This window comes from Ectopseudomonas oleovorans (assembly GCF_003052605.1).
In the GTDB taxonomy this organism is placed as follows: Bacteria; Pseudomonadota; Gammaproteobacteria; order Pseudomonadales; family Pseudomonadaceae; genus Aquipseudomonas; species Aquipseudomonas oleovorans_A.
Map to the genome: position 1 here is coordinate 45,786 of NZ_QASO01000098.1, position 23,721 is coordinate 69,506.

16 protein-coding genes and 1 pseudogene are annotated in these 23,721 nt (G+C 63.9%); 7 read left to right on the plus strand and 10 right to left on the minus strand.

The genetic code is table 11. The features are described from left to right. Positions 1-157: 157 nt before the first annotated feature. Both DBO86_RS16180 and pap read right to left on the minus strand, forming a co-directional pair. Entirely contained in the window at positions 158-778 is a 621-nt protein-coding gene (locus DBO86_RS16180; RefSeq protein ID WP_108234210.1) for a LysE family translocator, read from the minus strand. A gap of 191 nt (positions 779-969) precedes the next feature. Then, positions 970-2,457, minus strand: coding sequence for a polyphosphate:AMP phosphotransferase (gene pap, locus DBO86_RS16185; RefSeq protein WP_108234211.1), 1,488 nt, complete (start codon positions 2,455-2,457; stop codon positions 970-972). Positions 2,458-2,591: 134 nt separating this feature from the next. On the opposite strand from pap, the gene mnmC reads away from it, so the two are divergent. After that, positions 2,592-4,568, plus strand: a complete 1,977-nt coding sequence (mnmC, locus tag DBO86_RS16190; RefSeq protein ID WP_108234212.1) for a bifunctional tRNA (5-methylaminomethyl-2-thiouridine)(34)-methyltransferase MnmC2/FAD-dependent 5-carboxymethylaminomethyl-2-thiouridine(34) oxidoreductase MnmC1 — start codon at positions 2,592-2,594, stop codon at positions 4,566-4,568. 151 nt (positions 4,569-4,719) lie between these two features. On the opposite strand, the gene DBO86_RS16195 is transcribed toward mnmC, so the two are convergent. Further along, on the minus strand, positions 4,720-5,613 hold the full coding sequence (locus DBO86_RS16195) for a DMT family transporter (protein ID WP_108234213.1): 894 nt from the start codon (positions 5,611-5,613) through the stop codon (positions 4,720-4,722). A gap of 149 nt (positions 5,614-5,762) precedes the next feature. Between DBO86_RS16195 and DBO86_RS16200 the strand changes: the two genes are divergently transcribed. Further along, positions 5,763-7,649, plus strand: coding sequence for a DEAD/DEAH box helicase (locus DBO86_RS16200; protein WP_108234214.1), 1,887 nt, complete (start codon positions 5,763-5,765; stop codon positions 7,647-7,649). Between the two features lie 353 nt (positions 7,650-8,002). Here DBO86_RS16200 and DBO86_RS16205 read toward each other — a convergent pair whose 3' ends face one another. From DBO86_RS16205 to bglX, 4 genes are all read right to left on the minus strand, one after another. After that, a complete protein-coding gene (locus DBO86_RS16205) occupies positions 8,003-8,533 on the minus strand; it encodes a cytochrome b (RefSeq protein ID WP_003462351.1) in 531 nt (176 codons plus the stop codon). 191 nt (positions 8,534-8,724) lie between these two features. Then, entirely contained in the window at positions 8,725-11,265 is a 2,541-nt protein-coding gene (gene mdoH, locus DBO86_RS16210) for a glucans biosynthesis glucosyltransferase MdoH (protein WP_108234215.1), read from the minus strand. Next, the gene (locus DBO86_RS16215; RefSeq protein WP_108234216.1) at positions 11,258-12,793 is read right to left on the minus strand and encodes a glucan biosynthesis protein G; all 1,536 of its coding nucleotides are present in this window, start codon (positions 12,791-12,793) and stop codon (positions 11,258-11,260) included. Before DBO86_RS16215 ends, mdoH begins: the two co-directional genes overlap by 8 nt. 260 nt (positions 12,794-13,053) lie before the next feature. Continuing rightward, positions 13,054-15,348 carry a beta-glucosidase BglX gene (gene bglX, locus DBO86_RS16220; RefSeq protein WP_208630480.1) on the minus strand — a complete coding sequence of 765 codons (2,295 nt, stop codon included), beginning with the start codon at positions 15,346-15,348 and terminating at the stop codon, positions 13,054-13,056. Positions 15,349-15,565: 217 nt separating this feature from the next. Between bglX and DBO86_RS16225 the strand changes: the two are divergent. After that, positions 15,566-16,440: pseudogene (locus DBO86_RS16225) on the plus strand (helix-turn-helix domain-containing protein). A 146-nt stretch (positions 16,441-16,586) separates the two neighbouring features. Beyond that, positions 16,587-19,217, plus strand: coding sequence for a DEAD/DEAH box helicase (locus DBO86_RS16230; RefSeq protein ID WP_108234218.1), 2,631 nt, complete (start codon positions 16,587-16,589; stop codon positions 19,215-19,217). 48 nt (positions 19,218-19,265) lie between these two features. Here DBO86_RS16230 and DBO86_RS16235 read toward each other — a convergent pair whose 3' ends face one another. After that, positions 19,266-19,760: a phosphate-starvation-inducible protein PsiE gene (locus DBO86_RS16235; RefSeq protein ID WP_003462362.1), complete on the minus strand. Its 495-nt coding sequence runs from the start codon at positions 19,758-19,760 to the stop codon at positions 19,266-19,268. Between the two features lie 226 nt (positions 19,761-19,986). Here DBO86_RS16235 and DBO86_RS16240 point away from each other — a divergent pair, with 226 nt between their 5' ends. Together DBO86_RS16240 and DBO86_RS16245 are read left to right on the plus strand one after the other, a co-directional pair. Continuing rightward, positions 19,987-20,961 (plus strand): MBL fold metallo-hydrolase, encoded by a 975-nt coding sequence (locus DBO86_RS16240; protein ID WP_108234219.1) that lies wholly within the window; start codon positions 19,987-19,989, stop codon positions 20,959-20,961. Between the two features lie 108 nt (positions 20,962-21,069). After that, complete coding sequence (locus tag DBO86_RS16245) at positions 21,070-21,333, plus strand: YebG family protein (protein WP_003462365.1); 264 nt, start codon at positions 21,070-21,072, stop codon at positions 21,331-21,333. Positions 21,334-21,390: 57 nt separating this feature from the next. Here DBO86_RS16245 and DBO86_RS16250 read toward each other — a convergent pair whose 3' ends face one another. Together DBO86_RS16250 and DBO86_RS16255 are read right to left on the minus strand one after the other, a co-directional pair. Then, a complete protein-coding gene (locus DBO86_RS16250) occupies positions 21,391-21,633 on the minus strand; it encodes a hypothetical protein (RefSeq protein WP_003462367.1) in 243 nt (80 codons plus the stop codon). A 153-nt stretch (positions 21,634-21,786) separates the two neighbouring features. After that, on the minus strand, positions 21,787-22,809 hold the full coding sequence (locus DBO86_RS16255) for a Leu/Phe/Val dehydrogenase (RefSeq protein ID WP_108234220.1): 1,023 nt from the start codon (positions 22,807-22,809) through the stop codon (positions 21,787-21,789). Between the two features lie 100 nt (positions 22,810-22,909). On the opposite strand from DBO86_RS16255, the gene DBO86_RS16260 reads away from it, so the two are divergent. Then, positions 22,910-23,713 carry a SirB1 family protein gene (locus DBO86_RS16260; RefSeq protein ID WP_108234221.1) on the plus strand — a complete coding sequence of 268 codons (804 nt, stop codon included), beginning with the start codon at positions 22,910-22,912 and terminating at the stop codon, positions 23,711-23,713. The last annotated feature ends 8 nt before the right edge of the window (positions 23,714-23,721 follow it).

The following is a 23,721-nucleotide window of genomic DNA, read 5'->3' on the forward strand; positions in this document are numbered from 1 at the left end:
GCGCTCCGCTTCAGCCCACCAACTGCGGTCAGCGTGGGCTAAAGCCCACCCTACAAGGCTCAGAGCCTTCCTAGAACCGCTTGGCAACAGCTAACGCAGACATAGCCCTTTCTATTGCATCGACACAGAGTAACCCAAGCAGAAGCGGCGCCAGGACTCAGCGCCGGCTCAATGCCAGACGCGCGGCAAACAGAACGAAAATCAGCCCCGTGCTGCGATCCATCCACTTGATCACCGCCTCGCGCCGCAACCAGTGTTCGAGCGGCTGGGTGGCGCCGATCAGCAACAGCGCCCAGACCAGGCTGAGCGCCACGTGAATGCCGACCAGGCCGAACGTCCAGGCAATCAGTGACTGGCCCTGCGGGATGAACTGCGGCAGGAAGGACACATAGAAAATCCCCACCTTGGGGTTGAGCACGTTGCCCAGCAGACCGCGCAGGAACCAGTTGGCATCGGGTGTGCCGCTCGCCTGCGCGGGCGCCAGCGAGGTACGCGGGCGCAGCAGCATATTCAGCCCGAGCCAGGCCAGATAGGCCGCACCGCAATACTTGAGCAGGTTGTAGCCGAATTCGGAAACCGCCAGCAGCGCGCCGAGGCCGAAGGCCACCGCCGCGCCCCAGAGCAGGCAGCCGGCATTGATGCCCAGCGCCGCGCGAAACGCCTGCTGCCGGCCCTCGACCGCCGCGGTACGCAGCACCAGCGCCGTGTCGATCCCCGGCGTCAGGGTCAGCAGCGTGGCCGCCAAGGTGAAGGCGATCAGGTTTTCGGCAAAGGGCATCGTCAGGCACTCCAGTCGAAGGACAGAGCGCAAGTATAAACAGCGCACCGTTCAAACCGTAGGGTGCGCCACGCGCACCGCCAACTACCGGTAAACCACCCGGTGCGAATCGCGGCTGAAACCGCTCCTACGGTATTCACCGCACCGTAGGAGCGGCTGGGCGGCATTCCGCTTCAGCCGCGATTAACGCTTCAATCCTTGGCGAACGCCGCCTCGATGGCCTCGTTGATGGTGCGCAGTACCTTGACCCGGGCGAAGCGCTTGTCATTGGCCTCGATCAGCGTCCAGGGCGCGATCTCGGTGCTGGTACGGTCGACCATGTCGCCTACCGCATCGACGTAGTCGTCCCACTTTTCACGGTTGCGCCAATCCTCTTCGGTGATCTTGAAGCGCTTGAAGGGGATCTGCTCGCGCTCCTTGAAACGCTTCAGCTGCGTCTGCTGATCGATGGCCAGCCAGAACTTCACCAGGATCACCCCGGCGTTGGTCAGCTCCTCCTCGAAATCGTTGATCTCGCCGTAGGCGCGCAGCCAGTCGGCCTGGCTGCAGAAGCCCTCGACCCGCTCCACCAGCACACGGCCATACCAGCTGCGGTCGAAGATGGTGAACTTGCCGCGTGCCGGAATGTGTCGCCAGAAGCGCCACAGATAGGGCTGGGCACGTTCTTCCTCGGTCGGCGCCGCCACCGGCACGATGCGGTACTGACGCGGATCGAGGGCGCCGGTGACGCGGCGGATGGCACCTCCCTTGCCAGCGGCATCGTTACCCTCGAATGCCGCGATCAGGGCGTGCTTGCGCATGCGCTTGTCGCGCATCAGGCCCGATAGGCGCGCCTGCTCGGTGGTCAGCTGTTCCTTGTACTCGTCCTTGCTCAGTGCCTGGGTCATGTCCAGGCTGGCCAGCAAACCGCGATTGTCCAGACTGGAAACCAGCGGCGCGGCATGCGGTTGCAGCCGGGTGCGCTGTGGGTTGGCCAATGCCGCCTGCAAGCCTTCGAGCAGGATGCGCCCGACGGTGAGACTGCGGTAATAGTGATCGACGCCCTCGACTACATACCAGGGCGCGTAATCGCGGCTGGTGCGGCGCAGCACGCGCTCGCCGTAGCGCACGAACTTGTCGTAGGTCTTCGATTGCTGCCAGTCCAGCGGGCTGATGCGCCAACTGTGCAACGGGTCGTCCTTGAGCGCTTCGAGGCGCGCCTTCATGTGTTTCTTGGACAGGTGGAACCAGAACTTGAAGATCAGTGCGCCCTCGTCGCAGAGCATGCGTTCCAGACGCTCGGCACCGTCGATGGCCTGATCCAGCACCGCGTCCTTGAACTTGCCGTGCACCCGCCCCTGCAACATCTGGCTGTACCAGTTGCCGAAGAACACGCCCATGCGTCCCTTGGGCGGCAGCTGGCGCCAGTAGCGCCAGGCCGGCGGTCGTGCCAGCTCTTCGTCGGTCTGTATATCGAAGGTGCTGACCTGGATCAGCCGTGGGTCCATCCACTCGTTGAGCAGTTTCACCGTCTCGCCCTTGCCGGCGCCCTCGATGCCGTTGATCAATACGATCACCGGAAAACGCGCCTGCTGCTTGAGCTCGTACTGCGCTTCCAGCAGCGCCTCACGCAACGCCGGTTCTTCGGCCTCGAACGTGGCCTTGTCGATACTGCGGCCGATTTCGGCGGTCTCGAACATAAAGCAACCTCCCTGGAATCATCTTCACAGCCTAACGGAACATCCAACACTTTGCCCGCCGACACGCTGCCTTGTTCCAGCGCCACGACACCTGTGCACGGTAGAATCGCCGCACGACCCAGCGGAACCCAGCCATGTCAGACACCCATCACGCCCAGCTCGACTGGGACGAGCGCGGCCAGCCTCTGTCGCGCAGCTACGGCGACATCTATTTCTCCCAGGAAAACGGCCTGGAAGAGACGCGCTACGTCTTCCTCGCCAACAACGATCTGGCGGCGCGCTTCGCCGCTCTCGCCGACGGTGAATGCCTGAACATCGGCGAAACGGGTTTCGGCACCGGGCTGAATTTCCTCTGCGCCTGGCAGTTGTTCGAGCAGCAGGCACCCGCTGGCGCGCGTCTGCACTTCGTCAGTGTCGAAAAATATCCGCTGCATCACGACGACCTGCAGCGCGCCCTGGCCCTGTGGCCGGAGCTGGCACCGTTCAGCACAGAACTGCTGGCGCAGTACCGCGCCATTCACCCCGGGTTCCAGCGCCTGTTGTTGGCGGGTGGTCGGGTGGTGCTGACATTGTTGATCGGCGACGTGATGGCGCAATTGCCGCAGTTGGATGCGCGCATCGACGCCTGGTTTCTCGACGGCTTCAACCCGGCGAAGAACCCTGAAATGTGGACGCCCGAGCTGTTCGCCGAACTGGCGCGACTGTCGGCCCCCGGCACAACCATCGGTACATTTTCCAGCGCCGGCCGGGTACGGCGCGCACTGAATGAAGCCGGCTTCAAGATGACACGCGTGCCAGGCCTGGGCAAAAAATGGGAAGTGGCTAAAGGGCAGTTCATCGGTGAGCCGCAAACCGTCGGCAAGCCCTGGTTCGCCCGCCCCGCTCGCCTTGCTCAGGAAAAACACGCGGTGGTGATCGGCGCTGGTCTGGCCGGCTGCGCCACTGCCGCCAGCCTGGCCGCGCGCGGCTGGCGAGTGAGCCTGCTGGAGCGTCACGCGGCGGTTGCCTGCGAGGCCTCGGGCAACCCGCAGGGCGTGCTCTACCTCAAGCTCTCGGCCCATGGCACCGCGCTGTCACAGTTGATCGTCGCCGGCTTCGGTCATACCCGCCGGCTGCTCGAGCGCCTGCAGCGCGGTGCCGACTGGGACGCCTGCGGCGTGCTGCAACTGGCCTTCGATGACAAGGAAGCCGCGCGCCAGGGCAAGCTGGCCGCCGCCTTCCCTGCCGATCTGCTGCATTCCGTTGGGCGCGAGCAGGCCGAAGCGCTGGCCGGTATCGGCCTACCGGCTGGCGGTCTGTTCTACCCCGACGCCGGCTGGGTACACCCACCGGCGCTGTGCCGGCAACTGGTGCAACACCCATTGATCGAACTGCGCCCCTACCAGGAGGCGCTGAGTCTGAGCCGGCAGGATGCCCACTGGCGCGTCGACGGGCCGAGCGGCACACTGGTCGAGGCGCCGGTGCTGGTACTGGCCTGCGCCGCCGAAATCGGCCGCCTGTTGCCGGATGCGAACCTGCCGCTCAAGCGTATCCGTGGGCAGATCAGCCGCCTGCCGGCCAACTCACTCAGCCGTCAACTGCGCACCGTGGTCTGCGCCGAAGGCTATGTCGCGCCGCCGCGCGACGGTGAACACACCCTGGGCGCCAGTTTCGACTTCCACAGCGACGAGCTCACACCCAGTGTGGCCGAGCATGCCGGCAACCTGGAGCTGCTGCGGGAAATTTCCACGGATCTCGCCGAACGCCTGGACGCACAGACACTCGACCCGGCGACGCTGGAAGGCCGCGCCGCGTTCCGCTGCACCAGCCCGGACTACCTGCCGATAGTCGGGCCGCTGGCCGATGCCGAGGCTTTTGCCGAGACCTATGCGGTACTGGCCAAGGATGCCCGCCAGGTACCGGACGCACCCTGCCCCTGGCTGCCGGGCCTGTACATCAACAGCGGCCACGGCTCACGCGGTTTGATCACCGCGCCACTGTCGGGCGAGCTGATCGCCGCCTGGCTGGAGGACGAGCCGCTGCCCGTGCCACGCGAGGTGGCCGAGGCCTGTCATCCCAATCGCTTCATGCTGCGCACGTTGATTCGCGGGAGTGGATCACCCAGGCAGTGATGTAGGGCGTACTCGGCTTTGGCTTTCTGCGTCGCTCTACCTCCTAGCAGTACGCCGTTTTCAGGCTTGGCATGGATCGGCGGACTGTTCGCTTCGCTACGCGCGGCCGGCATTCCCGCCCTACGACGAGCACCCAGCATTTCGATCGCCCCTATGCCCTGGCCTCGGCAAGCACCGGCTTCGGCTTACGAAACACCAACACGTTGCCCAGCATCACCAGGCCCAGGCCGAGCAGCGCCGGGGCCGTCCATTGGTAGCCCTCAAGGAATACCGAGATGTTCAGCGCCACCACCGGGAACAGTACCGTGCAGTAGGCCGCGCGCTCCGGGCCCATGCGCCCGACCAGGGTCAGGTAGGCGGTAAAGCCGATCACCGAGCCCGGAATCGCCAGATACAGCAACGAGCCGACGTAGTGCGCGCTCCACTCGAAGGCGAACGGCGTGCCGCTGACCAGGCAGATACCCACCAGCATCAGCGCGCCATAGAGCATGCCCCAGGCGTTGGTGGTCAGCGGCTTGAGCCCGGCCCTCTGCTGCAGGCTGGAGAGCATATTGCCGGCAGAGAAGAACAGCGTGCCGAGCAGCGCCAGGCCGATGCCCAGCAGGCTTTCGCGGCTGGCCTCATGCCCGGCCAGCTCCGGCCTGAACAGTAAGCCCAGACCGACCAGCCCCAACGCGCCACCGAGCAGCACGTTGGCGCCAATGCGCTGCTTGAAGAACAGCCTTGCATTGATCGCGTTCCACAGGGTGGCGGTGGAGAAGATCACGGCGATCAGGCCACTGGGTATCCACTGGCTGGCGGTGTAGAAACACAGGAAGTTGAGGCAGAACAGGCACAGCCCCTGCACCAGGCAGATGCCCTGGCCACGGCGATCCAGCGGTTGCAGGCGGCCGCTGAACCAGAGCATGGCGAACAGCACCGCCGAGGCCAGCGCGAAGCGATAGGCGATGGAAGCGGCAACGGCCACCTCGCCCATCTGAAATTTGATGGCGATCCAGGTCGTACCCCAGATCAGTACGGTCAGCAGGTAAAGCGACAGGTTCATCGAGTATCTCCCAAGACTGAGCACAGTCTGGAAGCGATACTCGTCGGGCGCTTGCACAAAGTTGCGCATTTATCGCTGCGCCATCACTGCCTGCCATCGCGCTGCAGGCTTTATCATGCGGGCTTTATCCATCAGGTCATTCTCAACGCATGCTTTCTGCTGTCGCGCGCTACAAACAATTGCTGTCCAGCGCCCTCGCCCGCTACTTCCCTCACACCACCGCCTACCTGCGTGCCGAGCGCGAAGCCGCGCAGCCACGTAAACCTGCACGCAAGCAAAGTAAGAAGAAGTCCACTGGCGACAAGAAAGCCAGCGGCCGCAAGACTGACAGCGGTAAACCTGGCCCTGCCGGCATCTACCCTGCCACCCGGTTGAAGGTCGAAGACGCTCAGGTACAGGCGATGCGCGAACGCGTGGCGCAGGCGGTGAACGCCAGGCTGATCGGCGCACCGTCGGACGAACAATGGGCGATGATCCTCTGCCGTGCGCCGCTGGCACGCATCTTCGCCGGCGCCGGCTCGGGCAAGTCGAGCACGCTGGTACTGCGTGTGGTGTTCCTGCTCTGTCACCTGGAGGTCGACCCCAAGCGCCTGACGGTGATCTCCTTCACCAACGCCTCCTGCCACGAACTGCGCGAGCGCCTGCAACGCCTGCTCGACTTCTGGCACTACCCGCACGATGCACGCCAGTGCGTGCGCACCTTCCATGCGGCCATGGCCACGCTGGCCAAGGAACAGCTGGGCAACCCGCGCTGGTTCGAGCAACTGGACGAACCCGGCGAGGAGCCGGACAACCCGCTCACTGGCGGGCGCCTGCGCCCCGCGCAGCAGCGCCTGCTCAAGCAGGCCTACCAGAACGCCTACGCCGAGGACGCACGCTTTCGCGCCCTGACTCACCGCCTGCTCAAGTTACCGGCCCCAGAAGAGCCGCCCAAGGGCAAAGCCAAGGCGCCCCTGGATGCCTGCAAGTTGCCTGGCGAATTCGCCGCCCTGCCGCTGTTCGAACTGCTGCACGGGCAGATCGACTTCGCCGAGAGCCTGGGGATTCGCCTCGACCGTCTGGAGGTGAAAGCCCTCGATTGCGCGCCCCGCGAACGCGACTTCATCGAGGCCATGCAGCGTTTCCACCAGCACTTCAACGCCCTGTTGCAAGGCCAGGGGTTGATCAGTTTCAACGGCGCTTTTGCGCAGCTGAGCGAGCGGCTGAGCAGCGACGGCGGCAAATCCGGCCCGGCCCTGCTCGCCCTGAGCCACCTGCTGATCGACGAATTCCAGGACATCTCACCGCAGATCGTGCTGTGGCTGCAGGCCGTGCATCGCCGCCTGCATGCGGCGGGCGAACGCATCAGCCTGATGGCCATCGGCGACGACTGGCAGTCGATCTACGGTTGGCGCGGCAGCTCGCCGGAGCTGTTCATCGATTTCGACCGCCACTTCCCCAGCCGTGGCCGCAGCAAGAGCAGCACCCTGCTGCTGGGCACCAACTACCGCAGCATCGAGCCGGTGATCCGCGATGGCGAGAAGGTGCTGGCCGAGGTACACAGCAAGCAGGCCAAGACCTGCATAGCGGCCAAGGCAATGCAACCGGGCGACCATGGCGTCAAGCTGATCCAGCGCTTCGACCTGGCCAGCGGCCTGCCGGCGCTGCTCCAGGAAATTACCGCGCAGTGCCAACACGTCAGCCAGCGCCCCAATGCAGATCGCACCGCCGTGCTGCTGCTCAGCCGGCGCAACGAGCCTCTGCAGCAGGTGCGCGCGCAGTTGGACAAGACGCTGCCGGTCAGAGCCATGACCATCCACCGCGCCAAGGGCCTGCAGGCCGAAGTGGCGATCATCCTCGACGACTGCCTGCCGGCGGATAAGCACCCGCTGCGCAACGCGCTCTACGCCCAGTGCGGTTTCTTCGCCGGCAGCTACGACCAGGCCATGCAGGACGAAGCCCGGCGCCTGGCCTACGTCGCCATCACCCGTGGCGTAAGCCGGGTGCTGTGGTACACGCGCAAGGCGCAGGGTGCGACGCAGTGCCTGGCCAGCTAGAACGCCCGGCGAATACTCCGCTCCCTTAAAGCTAACAAAGCAGCCAGGCGTAGGAGCCCCGCCTCGAGGCGAAGCTTTTCAGGTCAGCGCCACGCTTAAAACGCTGGGGCTAGGCGATTGATCGGGCTCTGGTTATGACCCGGTACTTTCTACAGGCAACAAAAAACCCGCCGAAGCGGGTTTCCTCCCAACCATCCGATATCCTGTCGGTAGCCATTCCTGGCTTGGTCATCGTCCTTGATCCTCAGCGCTCCATCGCTGCAGGGGATGCGTGTAGATTAGTGATCGGCCCGCACGGGCAACAGTGGCGGTTGCCGTTATCGCCTGTAAGACATTCGCCATAGACGACTGCTTCAGCGACCGATCATTCGCGCCAATACATCCTCACCGCCCTGACGGCGATGGACAAAGGCCATGGCGGCATGGCCAATCACCATGAACAGCAACAGCCAGCCCAGGTTGCCATGCAACAGGCCAGCTGGAGCAATCATCCACTCGATCTTGCCGTCAAAACCGGGCATGACGGTCATGCCGAATGCCACGAACTCCCGGCCCGAGCCGTACTGACGCAGCAGCGCGACAAAAGGAATCACGAACAGCAGTGCATACAGGGCCAGATGCCCAAGGCGCGCCGGGATGCTGACTGCGGCAGGACGGCGGTTGCGGTTGTAAAACGCCCAAAGCAGACGAATCACCACCAGCACCATCAGCAGCAGTCCTGTTGCCTTGTGCGTGCCCCAAGCGAACTTGTCCAGCACGCTGTCTTCCAGCAGGACATGGGCCAGTACGGTGACGAACTGCCACCCCAGCACAACGGCCATACCCCAGTGCAGCCAGCGTGTAACCGCACCATAGCGCTGCGCGGAATCATGCAGATTCGACATCGTGGTTCCTCTCCAATGTCATGTACGAAAACGGTGTTCGGGCCAGACGGCGGAATGCCCCATCCGAGGCAAAGACCCGCCCCAGACGCAATGGTGCCGCGCAGCAGAACGTTGATGCGCCTATAGATGTTAGCGGGTATGTCAGAAGGGCATCACGTCACGCCCCCGGCAGGCGGGGGCGTGACGGATGATCAGGCGTCGCGCAGGGCTTCGCGCCAGGCGTGATATTGCGGCTCCTGCCAGATGCGCGCGTGCAGGCGCGCCATGCCGTCAGGATCGTTGAGCAGACGCCAGCGGGTCGCCTCGACCTTACCCTCAGGTCCGGCGCTGAGGATCTCATCGATACGCTCGTTGCGCAGCGCTTCGGCAGCAGGCACCACCTTGGCGTGGCGGGCACGGGCCATGGCGCAGACCAGGGCGTTGTACAGCGGGTCGACCACTGCACGCAGGAAGCCCTTGCGCAGAGCCCGTGAGCTGTTCAGTTGCTCGTACTCGGCGGTGTTGCTCAGCTCCACCGGCACCTTGTGTTCTTCCGGAATCAGGAACAGCTTGCTGCGCCGTGCTGCCAGGCCCGGTGCCGTGCGGCTGGTCAGCACCGAGACCACCGGCGACAGCACCAGTGAAATGACGATAGGTGCCAGCCACCAGAGGAAGTCCGGGTTGAGCCAGGCCACCAGCGCCGTCCAGCTGAGTCCGATCAGCACCTGGGTGCCATGACGGCGGAAGGCTTCGCTCCAGGGGGTCGAGTCATCCACGCGCTGCGGCGAGTTCCACTGCACCGACCAACCGAGGAAGGCGGCGGTGACGAACAGGCTGTGGAACAGCATGCGCACCGGCGCCAGCAGCACCGAGCAGGACGCCTCCAGCAGCATCGACAACAGCACCCGCGTGCGCCCACCGTAGGCCTCGGCACCCTTGATCCAGATCAGCAGCACGCTGAGCAGCTTGGGCAGGAACAGCAGGGTCATGGTCGCCGAGAACAGGGCGATGGCCTCGTGTGGCTGCCAGCGCGGCCACAGTGGATAGAGCTGGTTGGGCTGCAGGAAGTACTCCGGCACCATCAGCGTATGAATCGCCAGCAGGCAGGTCGAGAGCACCAGGAACAACAGCCACAGCGGCGCGGACAGGTAGGACATGACCCCGGTGAGAAACACCACGCGGTGTACCGCGTGCATGCCACGCACCAGGAACAGGCGGAAGTTCATCAGGTTGCCATGGCACCAGCGGCGGTCACGCTTGAGCTCGTCGAGCAGGTTCGGCGGCAACTCTTCATAGCTGCCCGGCAGGTCGTAGGCGATCCATACGCCCCAACCGGCGCGGCGCATCAGCGCGGCTTCGACGAAATCGTGGGAGAGGATCGCGCCGGCGAAGGAACCGGTGCCCGGCAGCGGCGCCAGGGCGCAGTGCTCGATGAAGGGTTTGACCCGAATGATCGCGTTGTGACCCCAGTAATGCGATTCACCCAGCTGCCAGAAGTTGAGGCCAGCGGTGAACAGCGGCCCGTAGACGCTGGTAGCGAACTGTTGCAGCCGCGCATAGAGGGTGTCCATCCCGGACGCCTTGGGCGCGGTCTGGATGATGCCGGCACCCGGATTGGCCTCCATCAGGCGTACCAGGCGGGTCAGGCATTCGCCGCTCATCACGCTGTCGGCATCGAGCACCACCATGTAGCGGTAGTTGCTGCCCCAGCGCCGGCAGAAGTCGTCGATGTTGCCGCTCTTGCGCTTCACCCGACGGCGACGACGGCGGTAGAAGATATGGTCGAAGCCTTCCACCTCACTGCACAGCTCCATCCAGGCCTGCTGTTCGGCGACGCAGATGTCCGGGTCGTTACTGTCACTGAGGATGAAGAAATCGAAATGCTCCAGTTGCCCGGTAGCCTTGAGCGATTCGAAGGTCGCCCGCAGGCCGGCGAACACACGCGGCACGTGCTCGTTGGCAATCGGCATGACCAGCGCCGTGCGCGCCCGGGGTGAAATGGGTTCATCACCGCAGCTGCTGGCCGAGATGCTGTAACGATCGCGGCCCTTGAGCAACTGGAAGAAGCCCATCAGCGCAGTCCAGAAGCCCATCGACACCCAGCAGAACAACAGGGCGAACAGCGCCAGAATGCTGGTCTGCACCACATAAGGCAGGATCTGCCGCGCCGACTCGTGCAACGGCTGCTCGAATACCAGGCCCAGATCGACCAGCGACCAACCCTGATAGGGCAGTACCGATTTCATGTACCAGGTGGCGACCACGGTCTGCGCGATCATCAGCACCAACAGTGCCGTGCGGCGCACCGCAGCGACATGCCGCCAACGCTCTTCGGCGAAGTCTTCGCTCTCACGTGTACGAGGTCGCGGGGCGGGTTTCTCGCCCTTCAGACGGCGCCAGCCGCGATCCAGGATATTGGTCTGCCAGGGCTCCGGCACCATACGCGTACGTCTGATCGGAGGGGTCGACTCGATGGTGGGCCGTCCCTGATGATCCTGCACGATGCGGCAGCCGCGCTCGACGGCATCCGGCCAACCCAGCGCCAAGCGAGCCGGCACCGAATCGAGCAGCACACGGGTTTCTTCAAGGGGTTCGGCTGCTTTGCGCTCCTGTTCCTGCAAAGCCCTGTGCAACGTGGCGAGATCCCCGCCCTCCTCTTCCAGGCGATGAGCCAGAGCCTGCTGCCGCTCATGATCGAGCGGCAGTTCTCCCAGATACTCCTGGATTTGCGTAGGGTCTAGAGTGTTATTCATGGGCAGGCAGCTGATAGCTCCAGGTTTCCGACAGGGGCTTGCCGTCCTCGACCAGGGCGGCACGCATCTCCACCGGCTGCGCCGGGTTCTTGACCTTGATGCGCAGCATCAGGCGCCAGCCTTTGCTGACCGGGTTGTAACGCAGGCTGTCTTCCAGCAACTCGGCGTTGCCATCGACGCTGACCTGAACGGTCGGCGCCGCGTCGGGCGAACGCTTGGCCAGCGCCTCACCGACGAAATCGACCACCAGCGCAGTACTGCCATCAGCCTGACGAATCAGGTTGGCCTGCTTGATATCACCCTCCGACAGCCGGGTCTGGCTGACCATGGCCAGTTGCGGGTCATGCAGTTTGGCATCGTCACGGCTGAAGTGTAGGCGATAGGCCACATCCAACGACTCACCCGGCGCCGGCAGCTTTTCCGGGCGCCACAGGGCGACGATGTTGTCGTTGGTTTCATCCGGGGTGGGAATTTCCACTAGCTCGACATGGCCGCCCCCCCAATCACCGACGGTCTCCACCCAGCCGCTCGGCCGCAGCTCGTAGCGATCATCGAGATCCTGATACTGGTTGAAGTCGCGGCCACGCTGCATCAGGCCGAAACCGCGCGGGTTGTCGATGCGGTAGCTGCTGACGTTGAGGCGTTGCGGGTTGTTCAGCGGACGCCAGATCCACTCGCCGTTGCCGGCATGAATCCCCAGGCCTTCGGAATCATGCAGTTGCGGACGGTAGTTGGGGCGTGGCCAGGGTTGGTTGGCACCGAACAGGTACATGCTGGTCAGCGGCGCGATGCCGAGTTTTTCGACGTTCTCGCGCAGGTAGACCTTCGATTGCACGTCGAGCACGCTGTCGCGGCCCGGTTTGATTTCCATGCGGTAGGCGCCGGTGGCCCGTGGCGAGTCAAGCAATGCGTAGATCACCAGGCTGCGGCGGTCGGGCTGTGGCTTTTCGATCCAGAACTCGGTGAAACGCGGAAATTCCTCGCCAGACGGCAGCGCAGTGTCGATGGCCAGACCGCGTGCGGAAAGACCGAACACCTGCCCCTTGCCGACGATGCGGAAGTAGCTGGCGCCGAGCACGCTCATCACTTCGTCGTGCGTACCTTTGGCATTGATCTCGTTGATGACCTTGAAGCCGGCAAAACCGAGATCCTTGAGGTCGTCCGGGTTCAGATTGAGGTCGCCGAAGTCGAACATCGACGGGTCGTACTTGATCTCGCGAGTACCCTCGGCGGTCACCTCATTGATCTTCACCGGCACATCGAAGTGCATGCCCTGGTGAAAGAAGTACAGCCGGAACGGCGTCTTGCCATCCGCCCAGTGTGCCTTCTCTTCGAGGAAGCGCACCTTTTGATAGCCGGCGAACGGCAGCTCACGCAGCGAAGCGGGCAACTGGCTTTGCGGGGCACTGTAGCCTTCTGCAGCCAAAGCCTTGGCCTTGACCGCCACATCATCCAGATCGAAGGCCCAGCTCTGGGCAGCGAACAACAGCGGGAGCACGCAGAGGGCCAGCTTGCCGGCCTTGCCCATACGGGTTCCAGAACAACGACTCATCGACACACAACCTCCAGGGCAACACGTACTGACGGGCAGCGGCCAGCCCATCAGGCGGTCGCTGCGCGAGTTGAAATCAGGCGAATGATGCAAAGACAACGCGAGCGCGATACAGGTAGTCAGCCGGACGGCGACATCCCCGCATGCGCGGATTCTTTCTGCGCATTATTACCAGATCGTGAAGTCCGGCACAGGTACCCACTCAAGTAAATTTTCCGCCACCTTGGACCACGCCCTCATTGGCGTGACAACAGTTCGAAACGCGCCTCCTGCACGCTCTGCGAATCCAGCCCCAGCTGAACACGGAAGGCGCCTGGCTCACTGACATGCTGCAGGTTGGCGTTGTAGAAACGCAGCATGGCTTCGTCGATCTCGAAACTCAGCTCACGCGTTTCGCCTGCCTCAAGCTTGACCCTGCGAAAATCCTTGAGTTCCTTCACCGGACGGATCACCGACGCGGCCTCATCGTGCAGGTACAGCTGCACCACGGTCGCGCCAGCCCGTGACCCGGTGTTCTTCAGCGTGACGCTGACGCGAATCTTCTCATCAGGCGTCATGCGCTCGGCGGACAGCTTCGGCGCCGACAGTTGGAAGTCGCTGTAGCTCAGACCGTAGCCAAACGGATACAACGGGCCGTTGGGCTCCTCGAAATACTGCGAGGTGTAGTTGCCAGGCGTGCCGGGCGTGTACGGACGGCCCAGGCGCAGATGATTGTAGTAGGTGGGAATCTGCCCGACCGAACGCGGGAAGGTGATCGGCAGCTTGCCGGAGGGGTTGTGCTCACCGAACAGCACGTCGGCGATGGCGTTGCCGCCCTCGATACCGCTGTACCAGGTCTCCAGTATCGCATCGGCGTTTTCCTTCTCCCAGCCGAGCGCCAGCGGCCGGCCGTTCATCAGCACCAGCACCAGCGGCTTGCCGGTGGCCTTGAGCGCACGCAGCAGGGCCTGCTGGCTGTCCGGCAGATCCAGACGCGTGCGACTGGACGACTCATGCGACATGCCACGAGCTTCGCCCACTGCTGCAACGATGACGTCAGCCTGGGATGCCACACGCACAGCCTCCTCCAGCATCGCCTGCGGCGTGCGCTTGTCCAGCACGACTTCAGGGCGGTCCCAATTGAGCTGGTTGAGGTAATTGATCACATGGGCATCGTCGGTGACGTTGGCACCGACGGCGTAGAGCAGCTTGCCCTGACCTTGCAGCGCCGCCTCCATGCCCTTGCGCAGGGTCACTGCCTGCTGGGCCACACCGACCGCCGACCAACTGCCGAGCATGTCCACGGGCGAATCGGCGAGCGGGCCGATCAAGGCGACAGTGGCCTTCTTGCTCAGCGGCAGGGTGTCGTCATGGTTTTCCAGCAGCACCAGGGAGTCGCGTGCCATGGCCCGCGCATCGGCGCGGTGCAGGCGGCTTTCGGCATTGACGTCGGCCGGGTCGTCTTCGGCGCGGCCGATGCGGCGGAACGGATCGTGGAACAGGCCAAGGTCGTACTTGGTGTTCAGTACATGGGTGACGGCTTCATCCAGCACGCTCTGCGGCACCGCGCCGCTGCGCACCAAAGCAGGCAGCTCCTGATCGTAGAGCGTGTCGGCCATGCTCATGCCGACACCTGCCGTGACGGCCAGTTTCGCAGCCTCACGGCCATCGGCGGCCACACCATGGCGCAGCAGTTCGGTGATCGCACCGTGGTCACTGAGCGCCACGCCCTTGAAGCCCCAGTCGCGACGCAGCAGATCACGCAGCAGCCAGGAGTTGGCCGAAGCTGGCACGCCATTGATCGCGTTCAGCGCCACCATCACCCCGCCGGCGCCGGCATCGATGGCGGCGCGATAAGGCGGCAGGTAATCCTGGTACATGCGCATCGGGCTCATGTCGACCACGTTGTAGTCGCGCCCGCCCTCCACCGCGCCGTACAGGGCGAAGTGCTTGACGCTGGCCATGATGCGCTGCGGGTCGCTGGGATGCTCCCCCTGGTAACCGCGCACCATGGCTGCGGCGATGCGCGAAACCAGGTAGGGGTCCTCGCCGAAACCTTCGGACGTGCGGCCCCAACGCGGATCGCGGGAAATGTCGACGGTCGGCGCGAAGGTCATGTCCAGGCCATCGGCGCTGGCCTCGAAGGCCGCGATCCGCGCGCTGTTCTCGATGGCAGGAATGTCCCAACTCGAGGCCAGCCCCAGCCCAATCGGAAAAGTAGTGCGATGGCCATGGATGATGTCGTAGGCGAAGAACACCGGGATACCCAGGCGACTGCGCAGCGCCGCCTCCTGCATCGGACGGTTTTCCGGGCGGACCACCGAGTTGAAGGTGGCGCCGATACGCCCTGCGGCCATCTCTTCGCGGATGCGCTCACGCGGCATGTCGCCGCCAATGCTGATCAGACGCAGTTGGCCGACCTTTTCCTCTAAGGTCATGCGCCCGACCAGGTCGGCGATGAAGGCCGATTTGTCATCGACCGAAGGCGCGGCAGCCAGCAGGTTGGGGAGGATCAAGGCAGAGGCAAGAGCGAAGTGGTGCAGGTATTTCATCGAGAGCGGCATCCGGGATGCGAATCATTGTTTGAATGGCCGCCACGATACTCCGAGTCCTCGCACCGCGCCGCGGGTTGGTGCAAAAAAAACTTAAGCACCATTGAAAGGCGTTCCAGAAATTACGACCCCAGACTTTCACAAACTTGCGCATTTTTTCTTCGTCTCTGGCTTTGCCTGTCGGCAGGCGTAGCATGACCGCATTCGGGAGATGGTGATGGCGCAATTCGAACATCTGCAGGTATTCCAGAGCATGAGCCGCTCGCCCAACGCGCGGCTGCACGCCATGGCCGAACTGGGCAACGGCATGGCCGTGACACGCTGGAGTAACGCCCATGATCCGCTTGACTACCTTGCCCCCAGCCACACCACACGCCGTCGTGCTACCTCAGTGGCGGCACTGGCACCTTTCGCCGTGAGCAACCCGGCAACAAGGGCGCTCCGGATAAACTGTGCATCCTGCCGGCCGAACACCAGTCGGCCTGGATCATCAATGGCGAGATTCAGCTTGCCCACCTCTATATAGAGCAGGAGCAGTTCGCCCTTGGCGCGGTCGCCCTGCTCGATCGCGAACCGCGCAGCCTGCAACTGGAAGAAGCGACCTTTCTCGAGGACGTCGAACAGTCCGCGCGTTTCCGCCAGCTGTGCACCCTCGACTGGCAGGAGCCGGGCGAACGCCTGCTGGCCAGCAGCCTGGCTCACCAGTTGCTCGACCATGCGCTACTCAACCAGGTTGGCCTGCGCCAGGGCCTGCGCCTCAAGGGTGGCCTGGCACCGCTGCAACGCAGGCGTGTGCGCGAGTTCATCGAACAGCATCTGGAGACGCCGCTGCTGCTGAGCCAGCTGGCCGCGCTTTGTGCCCTGTCGGAATACCACTTCGCGCGCATGTTCCAGAGCAGCTTCGGCCTGCCGCCTCATCGCTACGTGTTGGCCCGGCGCCTGGCACGTGCCTGCCAGATGCTACGTCAGCCAGCCCCCGCTCTGAGCGAGGTGGCACTGGCCTGCGGCTTCGCCAGCGCCAGCCATTTCAGCAATCGTTTTCGCCAGGCACTGGGCGCCACACCGGGGCAGTATCGCGCTGCATTCCTGTAGGACGAAAACAACCCGCCGCCCCACCCTACCGTCGGTAATCTCGGTACCACGCCTGCTAATCGTCACGCGGCTATGCGAAAATCTGTGGCTTTGCATTGCCACGGCCCAGTCATGCGCCCATTCCTTTTCGCCACGGGGCTTCGTTGATGCCTCTGGATATTCACCAGTTACGCCAGGAGGACTGGCGTTCCGAGTTCGGCGCAGGCGACCTGCGCCGCGGCATTGCCTACGCCGAAGAAAAGCGCAGCAAACTGCTCAGCCTCAAGGACCACAGCCTGCTCGCCAATTGCCGTGGTTCCGGCGGGCAGACCTACCAGCAGCGCATCACGCTGCACCCTTACGGGCGCAAATGGAGCGTGACCGGCCACTGCAACTGCCCGGTTGGCTTCAACTGCAAGCACGTGGTCGCCGCCCTGCTCACCCTGGAAGCGCAACAGCGCGCCGGCAGCGACCTGTCGGACATCATCGTGGTGAACAAGGAACTGGCGGAAACACGCCTCGAAGGCATCCCCCCCTCCGCCATCCTCAGCCTTGGCAGCCAGGTGCGCGTACATTTCGACGCACGCAAAGGGCGCATGCAGGAACAGACCCAGCACCGCGCGGCACTGGCCTTCGACTATGCCGGGCACAAGGTTTTCGGCAAACCGGCCAAGGATCTGGTCAAGCGCCTGGATGAGCAAACCAACCTGCGCCTGATCCGCGACGGCGGTGCTGAAGCCAGCCTGCGCAAACGTCTGGAAAGTCTCGGCCTGCAGGTAGCCCTGCGCCAGAGCGAGGCGCTGCCGGCAGAAGCCGGCGAGCCGTTCGAACTGGAGCGCGAGCGCGACTGGCTGGATTTCGTCCAGCAACAACTGCCACAACTGCGTGCCGAAGGCTGGCAAATCCACATGCGCCCAGACTTCCAGTACAACCTCGCCGAGGTCGACGACTGGTACGCCGAGGTCGAGGAGGATCCGCAGCAGAACTGGTTCGATCTGGAGCTGGGCATCGAAGTTGAAGGCCAGCGTCTGAGTCTGCTGCCGATCCTGCTCCAGGCCATTCGCCGCACGCCCTGGCTGCTGGCGCCCGAAGCGCTGGCCCAGCGCGCCGACGAAGATCGCCTGCTGGTCAGCCTGCCGCAGGGCGGCAAACGCATCGCCCTGCCCTTCGCCCGATTGAAGCCGCTGCTGGCCACGCTCGGCGAGCTGTACTTCCGCGACCCTGGCGACGATCATCTGCCGCTGCGCCTCGGCCGCGCCGACGCCGCACGCCTGGCAGAACTGGCCCAGGGGCCCGAACTCAGTTGGCAAGGCGGCGACGAATTGCGCGGCTTCGCCCAGCGCCTGCAGAACCTGTCGGTACGTGAAATTGCGCCACCCGAGGGTTTGCAGGCGGAACTGCGCACCTATCAGGTGCAGGGCCTGAACTGGATGCAGACCCTGGCCGAACTGCGCGTCGGTGGCGTACTGGCCGACGACATGGGCCTGGGCAAGACCCTGCAGACCCTGGCGCACATCCTCTGCGAGAAACAGGCCGGGCGCCTGAAAAATCCAGCACTGATCGTCATGCCCACCAGCCTGATACCCAACTGGCAGGACGAGGCGGCGCGCTTCACCCCACAGTTGCGCGTACTGGCCCTGCACGGCAACAAGCGCAAGACGCTGTTCGAGGAGATCGCCGAGCACGATCTGATCCTCACCACCTACGCCCTGCTGCCGCGCGACCTCAAGGCGCTGAACCAGCAGCGCTATCGCCTGCTGATTCTCGACGAAGCGCAGAACATCAAGAACCCACGCAGCAAGGCGGCCACTGCAGCGGCTCAGGTGCAGGCCGAGCTGCGCCTGTGCCTGACCGGCACGCCGCTGGAAAACCACCTGGGCGAACTGTGGTCGCTGTTTCACTTCCTCATGCCCGGCTGGCTCGGCGACGCCAAGGCCTTCACCCGCGACTACCGCACGCCCATCGAAAAACGTGGCGACGCCCAGCGCCTGAACCACCTGAATGGGCGCATCCGCCCGTTCCTGCTGCGTCGCACCAAGGAACAGGTGGCCAGCGAGCTGCCACCGAAGACCGAGATCACCCAATGGGTCGAGATGACCCAGCTGCAGCGCGACCGCTACGAAACCCTGCGCCTGGCCATGGACCAGAAGGTGCGCGAGGAAATCACCCGCCAGGGCCTGGCGCGCAGCCATATCGTCATCCTCGAGGCGCTGCTGCGCCTGCGCCAGAGCTGCTGCGACCTGCGCCTGCTCGGCGAGGCCGGCAGCGAACTGACGGCCGCCGACTCGGGCAAGCTCAGCGCCCTGCTGGACATGCTTCAGGAGCTGGTCGACGAAGGCCGTCGCGTGCTGCTGTTCTCCCAGTTCACCTCGATGCTGGCGCTGATCGAGGCAGAACTACAGGCGCGCAAGATCGCCTACGCCAAGCTCACCGGCAGCACCCAGGACCGCCGCACGCCGGTCGCACGCTTCCAGGCCGGCGAATTTCCGGTGTTCCTGATCAGCCTCAAGGCCGGCGGCAGCGGCCTCAACCTGACCGCCGCCGATACCGTGATCCACTTCGATCCCTGGTGGAACCCGGCCGCCGAAGCCCAGGCCAGCGACCGCGCCTACCGCATCGGCCAGGACAAGCCGGTATTCGTCTACAAACTGATCACCCGTGGCAGCGTCGAAGAGAAGATCCAGCAACTGCAGCAGACCAAGGCCAACCTGGCCAAGGGCGTGCTCGACGGCGGCAGCCAGGGCCAGTGGCAACTGGATGAAGCCGACCTGGCGGCGCTGTTCGCGCCGCTGGACTGACACCTGGCCTCACAGGCTGGAGCGCCCATCATCGCTCCACCCGACGTTTCAGTCAGACGTATCGTCGCGCTCGGCCTCGGCATCCTCACGGTTGCGCGCCTTGCTGCGGGGGTGCGGGCCGGCCACGGCCGGAAAGCGCGACGAGGCGTAGCGCACCACCAGAATCGCCAGGGCCAGCAGCAGGATCGCCCCCGACACCATCACCACGCCCCAGGTCGGCTTGTGGGTGTGGGAGATGTCGGAAATCAGCAAGCGAGTCAGCGCGGTGATCGCCACGTAGATCATGAAGCGGATCGGCATGTGGTTGGTCTTGAAATAGATCCCCACCATCGCCGCCAATTCCAGGTAGATGAACAGCAGCAGAATGTCATCGACCGTGATGTGGCCCTTCTCCAGCATGCCAATGAAAGCCATCACCCCCGCCCAGGCCGTGATCGCCCCGATGGCGAACAGCGCCAGGTAATGGAAGGCCTCCATCAACAGATTGCCCAGCGACTCCGCCAGACCGTGCATGTTTTCGCGCAAGCGCTCAGCCCAATTCATCCTTCAACTCCCCACGAGACCTGGCAAACCACCCCGAATCCCCACCTCGGGTATTCGCAAGAAACAATCATGCAGGAAAAAGACCAGCCCGAGGATGCCGCTGCGATGTGACGATTTGGCACGCTCCAGCCAACCGCGACGAGGCTGAAACTGACATCACAAGCTCGCCAAAATACCCCGACGCGTCGCACACTACGGCATCGCCACTCTCAATGAAGGATCACCCATGCGTCTTTTCTCGCTGAGCACCGCATTGTCGTCCGCCATGATCGCCCTGGTCAGCCTGCCGCTGCAGGCGGCCGCACCGGCACAACAGAAGACCCAGGCACCGGGCTACTACCGCATGGCACTCGGTGACTTCGAAGTCACCGCTCTGTATGACGGCTACGTCGACCTGCCTGCCAGCCTGCTCAAGGGCATCGATGACAAGGACCTGCAATCGCTGCTGGCACGCATGTTCGTGGCGTCGGAGAAAGGCGTGCAGACTGCGGTCAACGCCTACCTGATCAACACTGGCGACAACCTGGTGCTGATCGATACCGGCGCCGCCCAGTGCTTCGGCCCGACTCTCGGCGTGGTGCAGACCAACCTCAAGGCATCCGGCTACCAGCCGGAGCAGGTTGATACCGTGCTGCTCACCCACCTGCACCCAGACCATGCCTGCGGCCTGGTCAACGCCGACGGCAGCCCGGCCTACCCCAACGCGACCGTGGAGGTGCCGCAGGCGGAGGCTGAATTCTGGCTCGACGAGGCGACCATGGCCAAGGCCCCCGAAGGCATGCAAGGCATGTTCAAGATGGCGCAACAGGCAGTCGCACCCTATGCCAAGATGAACAAGCTCAAGCCCTACAAGACAGAAGGCGAATTGTTGCCTGGCGTCAGCCTGGTAGCGAGCCCGGGACACACGCCCGGACATACCTCTTACCTGTTCAAATCGGGTGGACAGAGCCTGCTGGTATGGGGCGACATTCTGCATAACCACGCCGTGCAGTTCGCCAAGCCTGAAGTGGTCATCGAGTTCGATGTCGACAGCGCCAAGGCCAGGCAATCCCGCCAACGCATCCTGGCCGAAGCGGCCACAGACAAGCTGTGGGTCGCTGGTGCGCACCTGCCCTTCCCCGGCCTGGGCCACGTACGCAAGGAAGCCCAAGGCTACGCCTGGGTACCCGTCGAGTTCAGCCCGATCCGTAGCGACCGCTGAATTCTCGACACTCGCTGCTGGCAAAACGGTAGCGAGTTCTTTATGCTTGGATCACTGTATAAATAAACAGTTACCAACAGACACGCATGAAGGCAGATGAGGTGATGAATGGCCGTCGAAGTGGTGTATCGCAGCAGTCGCGATCCGGAGCGCTTGTTCATGGATAAGGCCGAAGCCGACCGTTACGACAAGATGCTGGAACTGGCCGAGCGCCTGAGCGAGGTTCTGCACAAGGCGGTTCCATCCCTGAGCGAGGAACAGGGCGAGGAGCTGGGTATCTTCATGGCCAAGAATCGCGACGTCTTTGCCAAGGCGTTCAAGAGCCAGCCGGACGCACTCGAGGAACTCGAGATCGAGACCGCCAGCGAGTGACCGTGTAGCGCGACCCCTCTTTCGTACGAGGGGTCTGCTCGGTAAAACCGCCCAGCATCATGCTCTGCTGCCTGGGTATTGCCCCGCGACCTGCTCCAGCCATGCCGGCAAATCTCGTCGCTTGACGCCCTCACCTCGCGCACGGGCCAGCTGTTCGAGCATGTACTGACGTTTGCGCTCATCGCCCTCGGCAAAAGAAAGTGCCAGGTCGCGATCACTCCACTGGCGAATGCGACGGAACAACCACCAGTGAAAGTAAAGGCCGGCAGCGGTGGTGACGACGATAATGAAGTAGTCCATGGTGAATCCTCCTTGCACCACGCTAATTTAGCCTGTGAGCATCGCCAAGTGCGGCGTTGCCGCAGGTCGCTGCACCGTGCACCCATCAGTTCGACCAGGCGCCGCCTAACGATTATCTTCGCGTCCCCACAGTTTGAACGGGCTCGGCAACCGCTAGGTGCGATAAAGCAGCCCCTCTGCCAGGTAGTCAGCGACTCGCGCCGGGGATCGCTTTTCAGCCTGCGCATGGGCGTAGATTTCAGTCAGGCGCCGGCTGATCTGCGCCAGGTGCGCGGTGATCGCCGCTAGTTCCTCGCCGCGATGGCGCAGCGCCACGTAGATCAGCCCTCCGGCATTGAGCACGTAATCCGGCGCGTAGAGAATCCCGCGAGCTTCCAGCTGATCGGCCACCTCAGGGCTTGCCAGCTGATTGTTGGCCGCTCCTGCCACCGCAGCGCAGCGCAGGTGGGCGACCGTCTGCGCATTCAGCACGCCACCCAAGCCGCAAGGCGCGAGGATGTCGCATGGTGTGCTGAGCAGTGCATCGCAGGCAACCGGATGCGCTCCCAGTTGCTCGACAGCCAGTTGCACACGCCCGGCATCAAGATCGCTGACCAGCAGTTCGGCCCCGGCAGCATGCAGCGCTTCGGCCAGGGCGAAGCCGACATTGCCCAGCCCCTGTATGGCCACCCGCAAACCTTCCAGGTCGTCACTGCCCAGACGTGCCTGAGCCGTGGTGCGAATCCCGGCAAAAACACCCAGCGCCGTGTGCGGCGACGGGTCACCTTCCCGGGTCGTGCTGGTGACATGATTGGTGTACTGGGCGATGCAGTCCATGTCGGCACTGGAGGTGCCGCTGTCGATGGCGGTAATGTAGCGTCCATTGAGGGTTTCGATAAAGCGTCCGAAAGCTTCGAACAAAGCGGCACGGCTGGGTACATGCGCAGGCCGGATGATCACCGCCTTGCCGCCACCGTGATCGATACCGGCCAGCGCTGCCTTGTAACTCATACCCTTAGCCAGACGGATGGCATCGGCAATGGCGCTCTGCTCATCGGCATAGGGCAGGTAACGACAGCCGCCGAGTGCTGGCCCGAAGCGGGTGTTGTGAATGGCGATAACGGCCTTGAGACCGCTGGCCGGATCCTCGGCCAGGTGCAGGGCCTCGAGGCGGGCGGCTTCCATCATGCTGAACATGGGCGAGCTCCCGATCGGACTTCAGGCCTCAGTATAGGAGAGCCACACTGGACGACGACCTTGTCAGGGACTACAAAAGCACAATCCAGTGGAGAATGCGATGAACCCACGCCAAGCCTGCCTGCAGTGCCTGCAACGTGATCCACCCGCCCTGTTCGAGGCGGCGCTGTGGATCGCTGCCGAACACGATGATCAGCTTCAGCCCGCGCAGATACTGAGCGACCTGCACGGTTTGTTGCTGCAGGTCAGCGCTGGACTACCCGCCCTGCCCGCTCGCGAACTGGCACAACCGCTGCTGCGCCGACTGGCCGAACTCGACTATCAGGAAGACGACGAAGGCGTGACACGACCGCGCCATGCCCTGCTGCATGAAGTGCTGCGCCGCCGACGTGGCCAGCCGCTGGCGCTGGCGCTGATCGCCCTGGAGTTGGCGCGACGCCTGGAGATTCCTTTGCAGGGGGTGAACTTCCCCGGCCATTTCATGCTGCGCGTCCCCGGCGCCGACCACCTGCTCGACCCCTGCGGCGGGCGCCGTCTGTATACGCGCGATTGCCGTGATCAGCTCTATCGCCAGCTGGGCCCGGGCGCCGAACTCAGTGCCGAACATCTGCAAACGGCCGACGCCCAGGCCATGCTGCGGCGCCTGTCACGTAATCTGCGCATGCTGCACATGCAGCACGATGCCCCGGATGCGGCACTCAAGGACGCCGAGCGCGTCCTGCTGCTTGGCCCAGCGACGCTGGCCGACCATCTGGCCCGCGCCGACGTATATCGGCAACTCGACTGCCCGCAAGGCGAGCGCTACGACCTGGAGCACGCACTGTTATTCTGCGACGAAGACGGCTTGCGCCTGAAACTGAGTGAGCGCCTGCGCAAGCTGGCACGCACGCCGGCGGTGCATTGAATCGCAGG

Bases quoted from the DNA above. Each gene is read 5' to 3' on its own strand.
- DBO86_RS16180 (WP_108234210.1), bottom strand. From the start codon at position 778: ATGCCCTTTGCCGAAAACCTGATCGCCTTCACCTTGGCGGCCACGCTG.
- pap (WP_108234211.1), bottom strand. From the start codon at position 2,457: ATGTTCGAGACCGCCGAAATCGGCCGCAGTATCGACAAGGCCACGTTC.
- mnmC (WP_108234212.1), top strand. From the start codon at position 2,592: ATGTCAGACACCCATCACGCCCAGCTCGACTGGGACGAGCGCGGCCAG.
- DBO86_RS16195 (WP_108234213.1), bottom strand. From the start codon at position 5,613: ATGAACCTGTCGCTTTACCTGCTGACCGTACTGATCTGGGGTACGACC.
- DBO86_RS16200 (WP_108234214.1), top strand. From the start codon at position 5,763: ATGCTTTCTGCTGTCGCGCGCTACAAACAATTGCTGTCCAGCGCCCTC.
- DBO86_RS16205 (WP_003462351.1), bottom strand. From the start codon at position 8,533: ATGTCGAATCTGCATGATTCCGCGCAGCGCTATGGTGCGGTTACACGC.
- mdoH (WP_108234215.1), bottom strand. From the start codon at position 11,265: ATGAATAACACTCTAGACCCTACGCAAATCCAGGAGTATCTGGGAGAA.
- DBO86_RS16215 (WP_108234216.1), bottom strand. From the start codon at position 12,793: ATGGGCAAGGCCGGCAAGCTGGCCCTCTGCGTGCTCCCGCTGTTGTTC.
- bglX (WP_208630480.1), bottom strand. From the start codon at position 15,348: ATGAAATACCTGCACCACTTCGCTCTTGCCTCTGCCTTGATCCTCCCC.
- DBO86_RS16230 (WP_108234218.1), top strand. From the start codon at position 16,587: ATGCCTCTGGATATTCACCAGTTACGCCAGGAGGACTGGCGTTCCGAG.
- DBO86_RS16235 (WP_003462362.1), bottom strand. From the start codon at position 19,760: ATGAATTGGGCTGAGCGCTTGCGCGAAAACATGCACGGTCTGGCGGAG.
- DBO86_RS16240 (WP_108234219.1), top strand. From the start codon at position 19,987: ATGCGTCTTTTCTCGCTGAGCACCGCATTGTCGTCCGCCATGATCGCC.
- DBO86_RS16245 (WP_003462365.1), top strand. From the start codon at position 21,070: ATGGCCGTCGAAGTGGTGTATCGCAGCAGTCGCGATCCGGAGCGCTTG.
- DBO86_RS16250 (WP_003462367.1), bottom strand. From the start codon at position 21,633: ATGGACTACTTCATTATCGTCGTCACCACCGCTGCCGGCCTTTACTTT.
- DBO86_RS16255 (WP_108234220.1), bottom strand. From the start codon at position 22,809: ATGTTCAGCATGATGGAAGCCGCCCGCCTCGAGGCCCTGCACCTGGCC.
- DBO86_RS16260 (WP_108234221.1), top strand. From the start codon at position 22,910: ATGAACCCACGCCAAGCCTGCCTGCAGTGCCTGCAACGTGATCCACCC.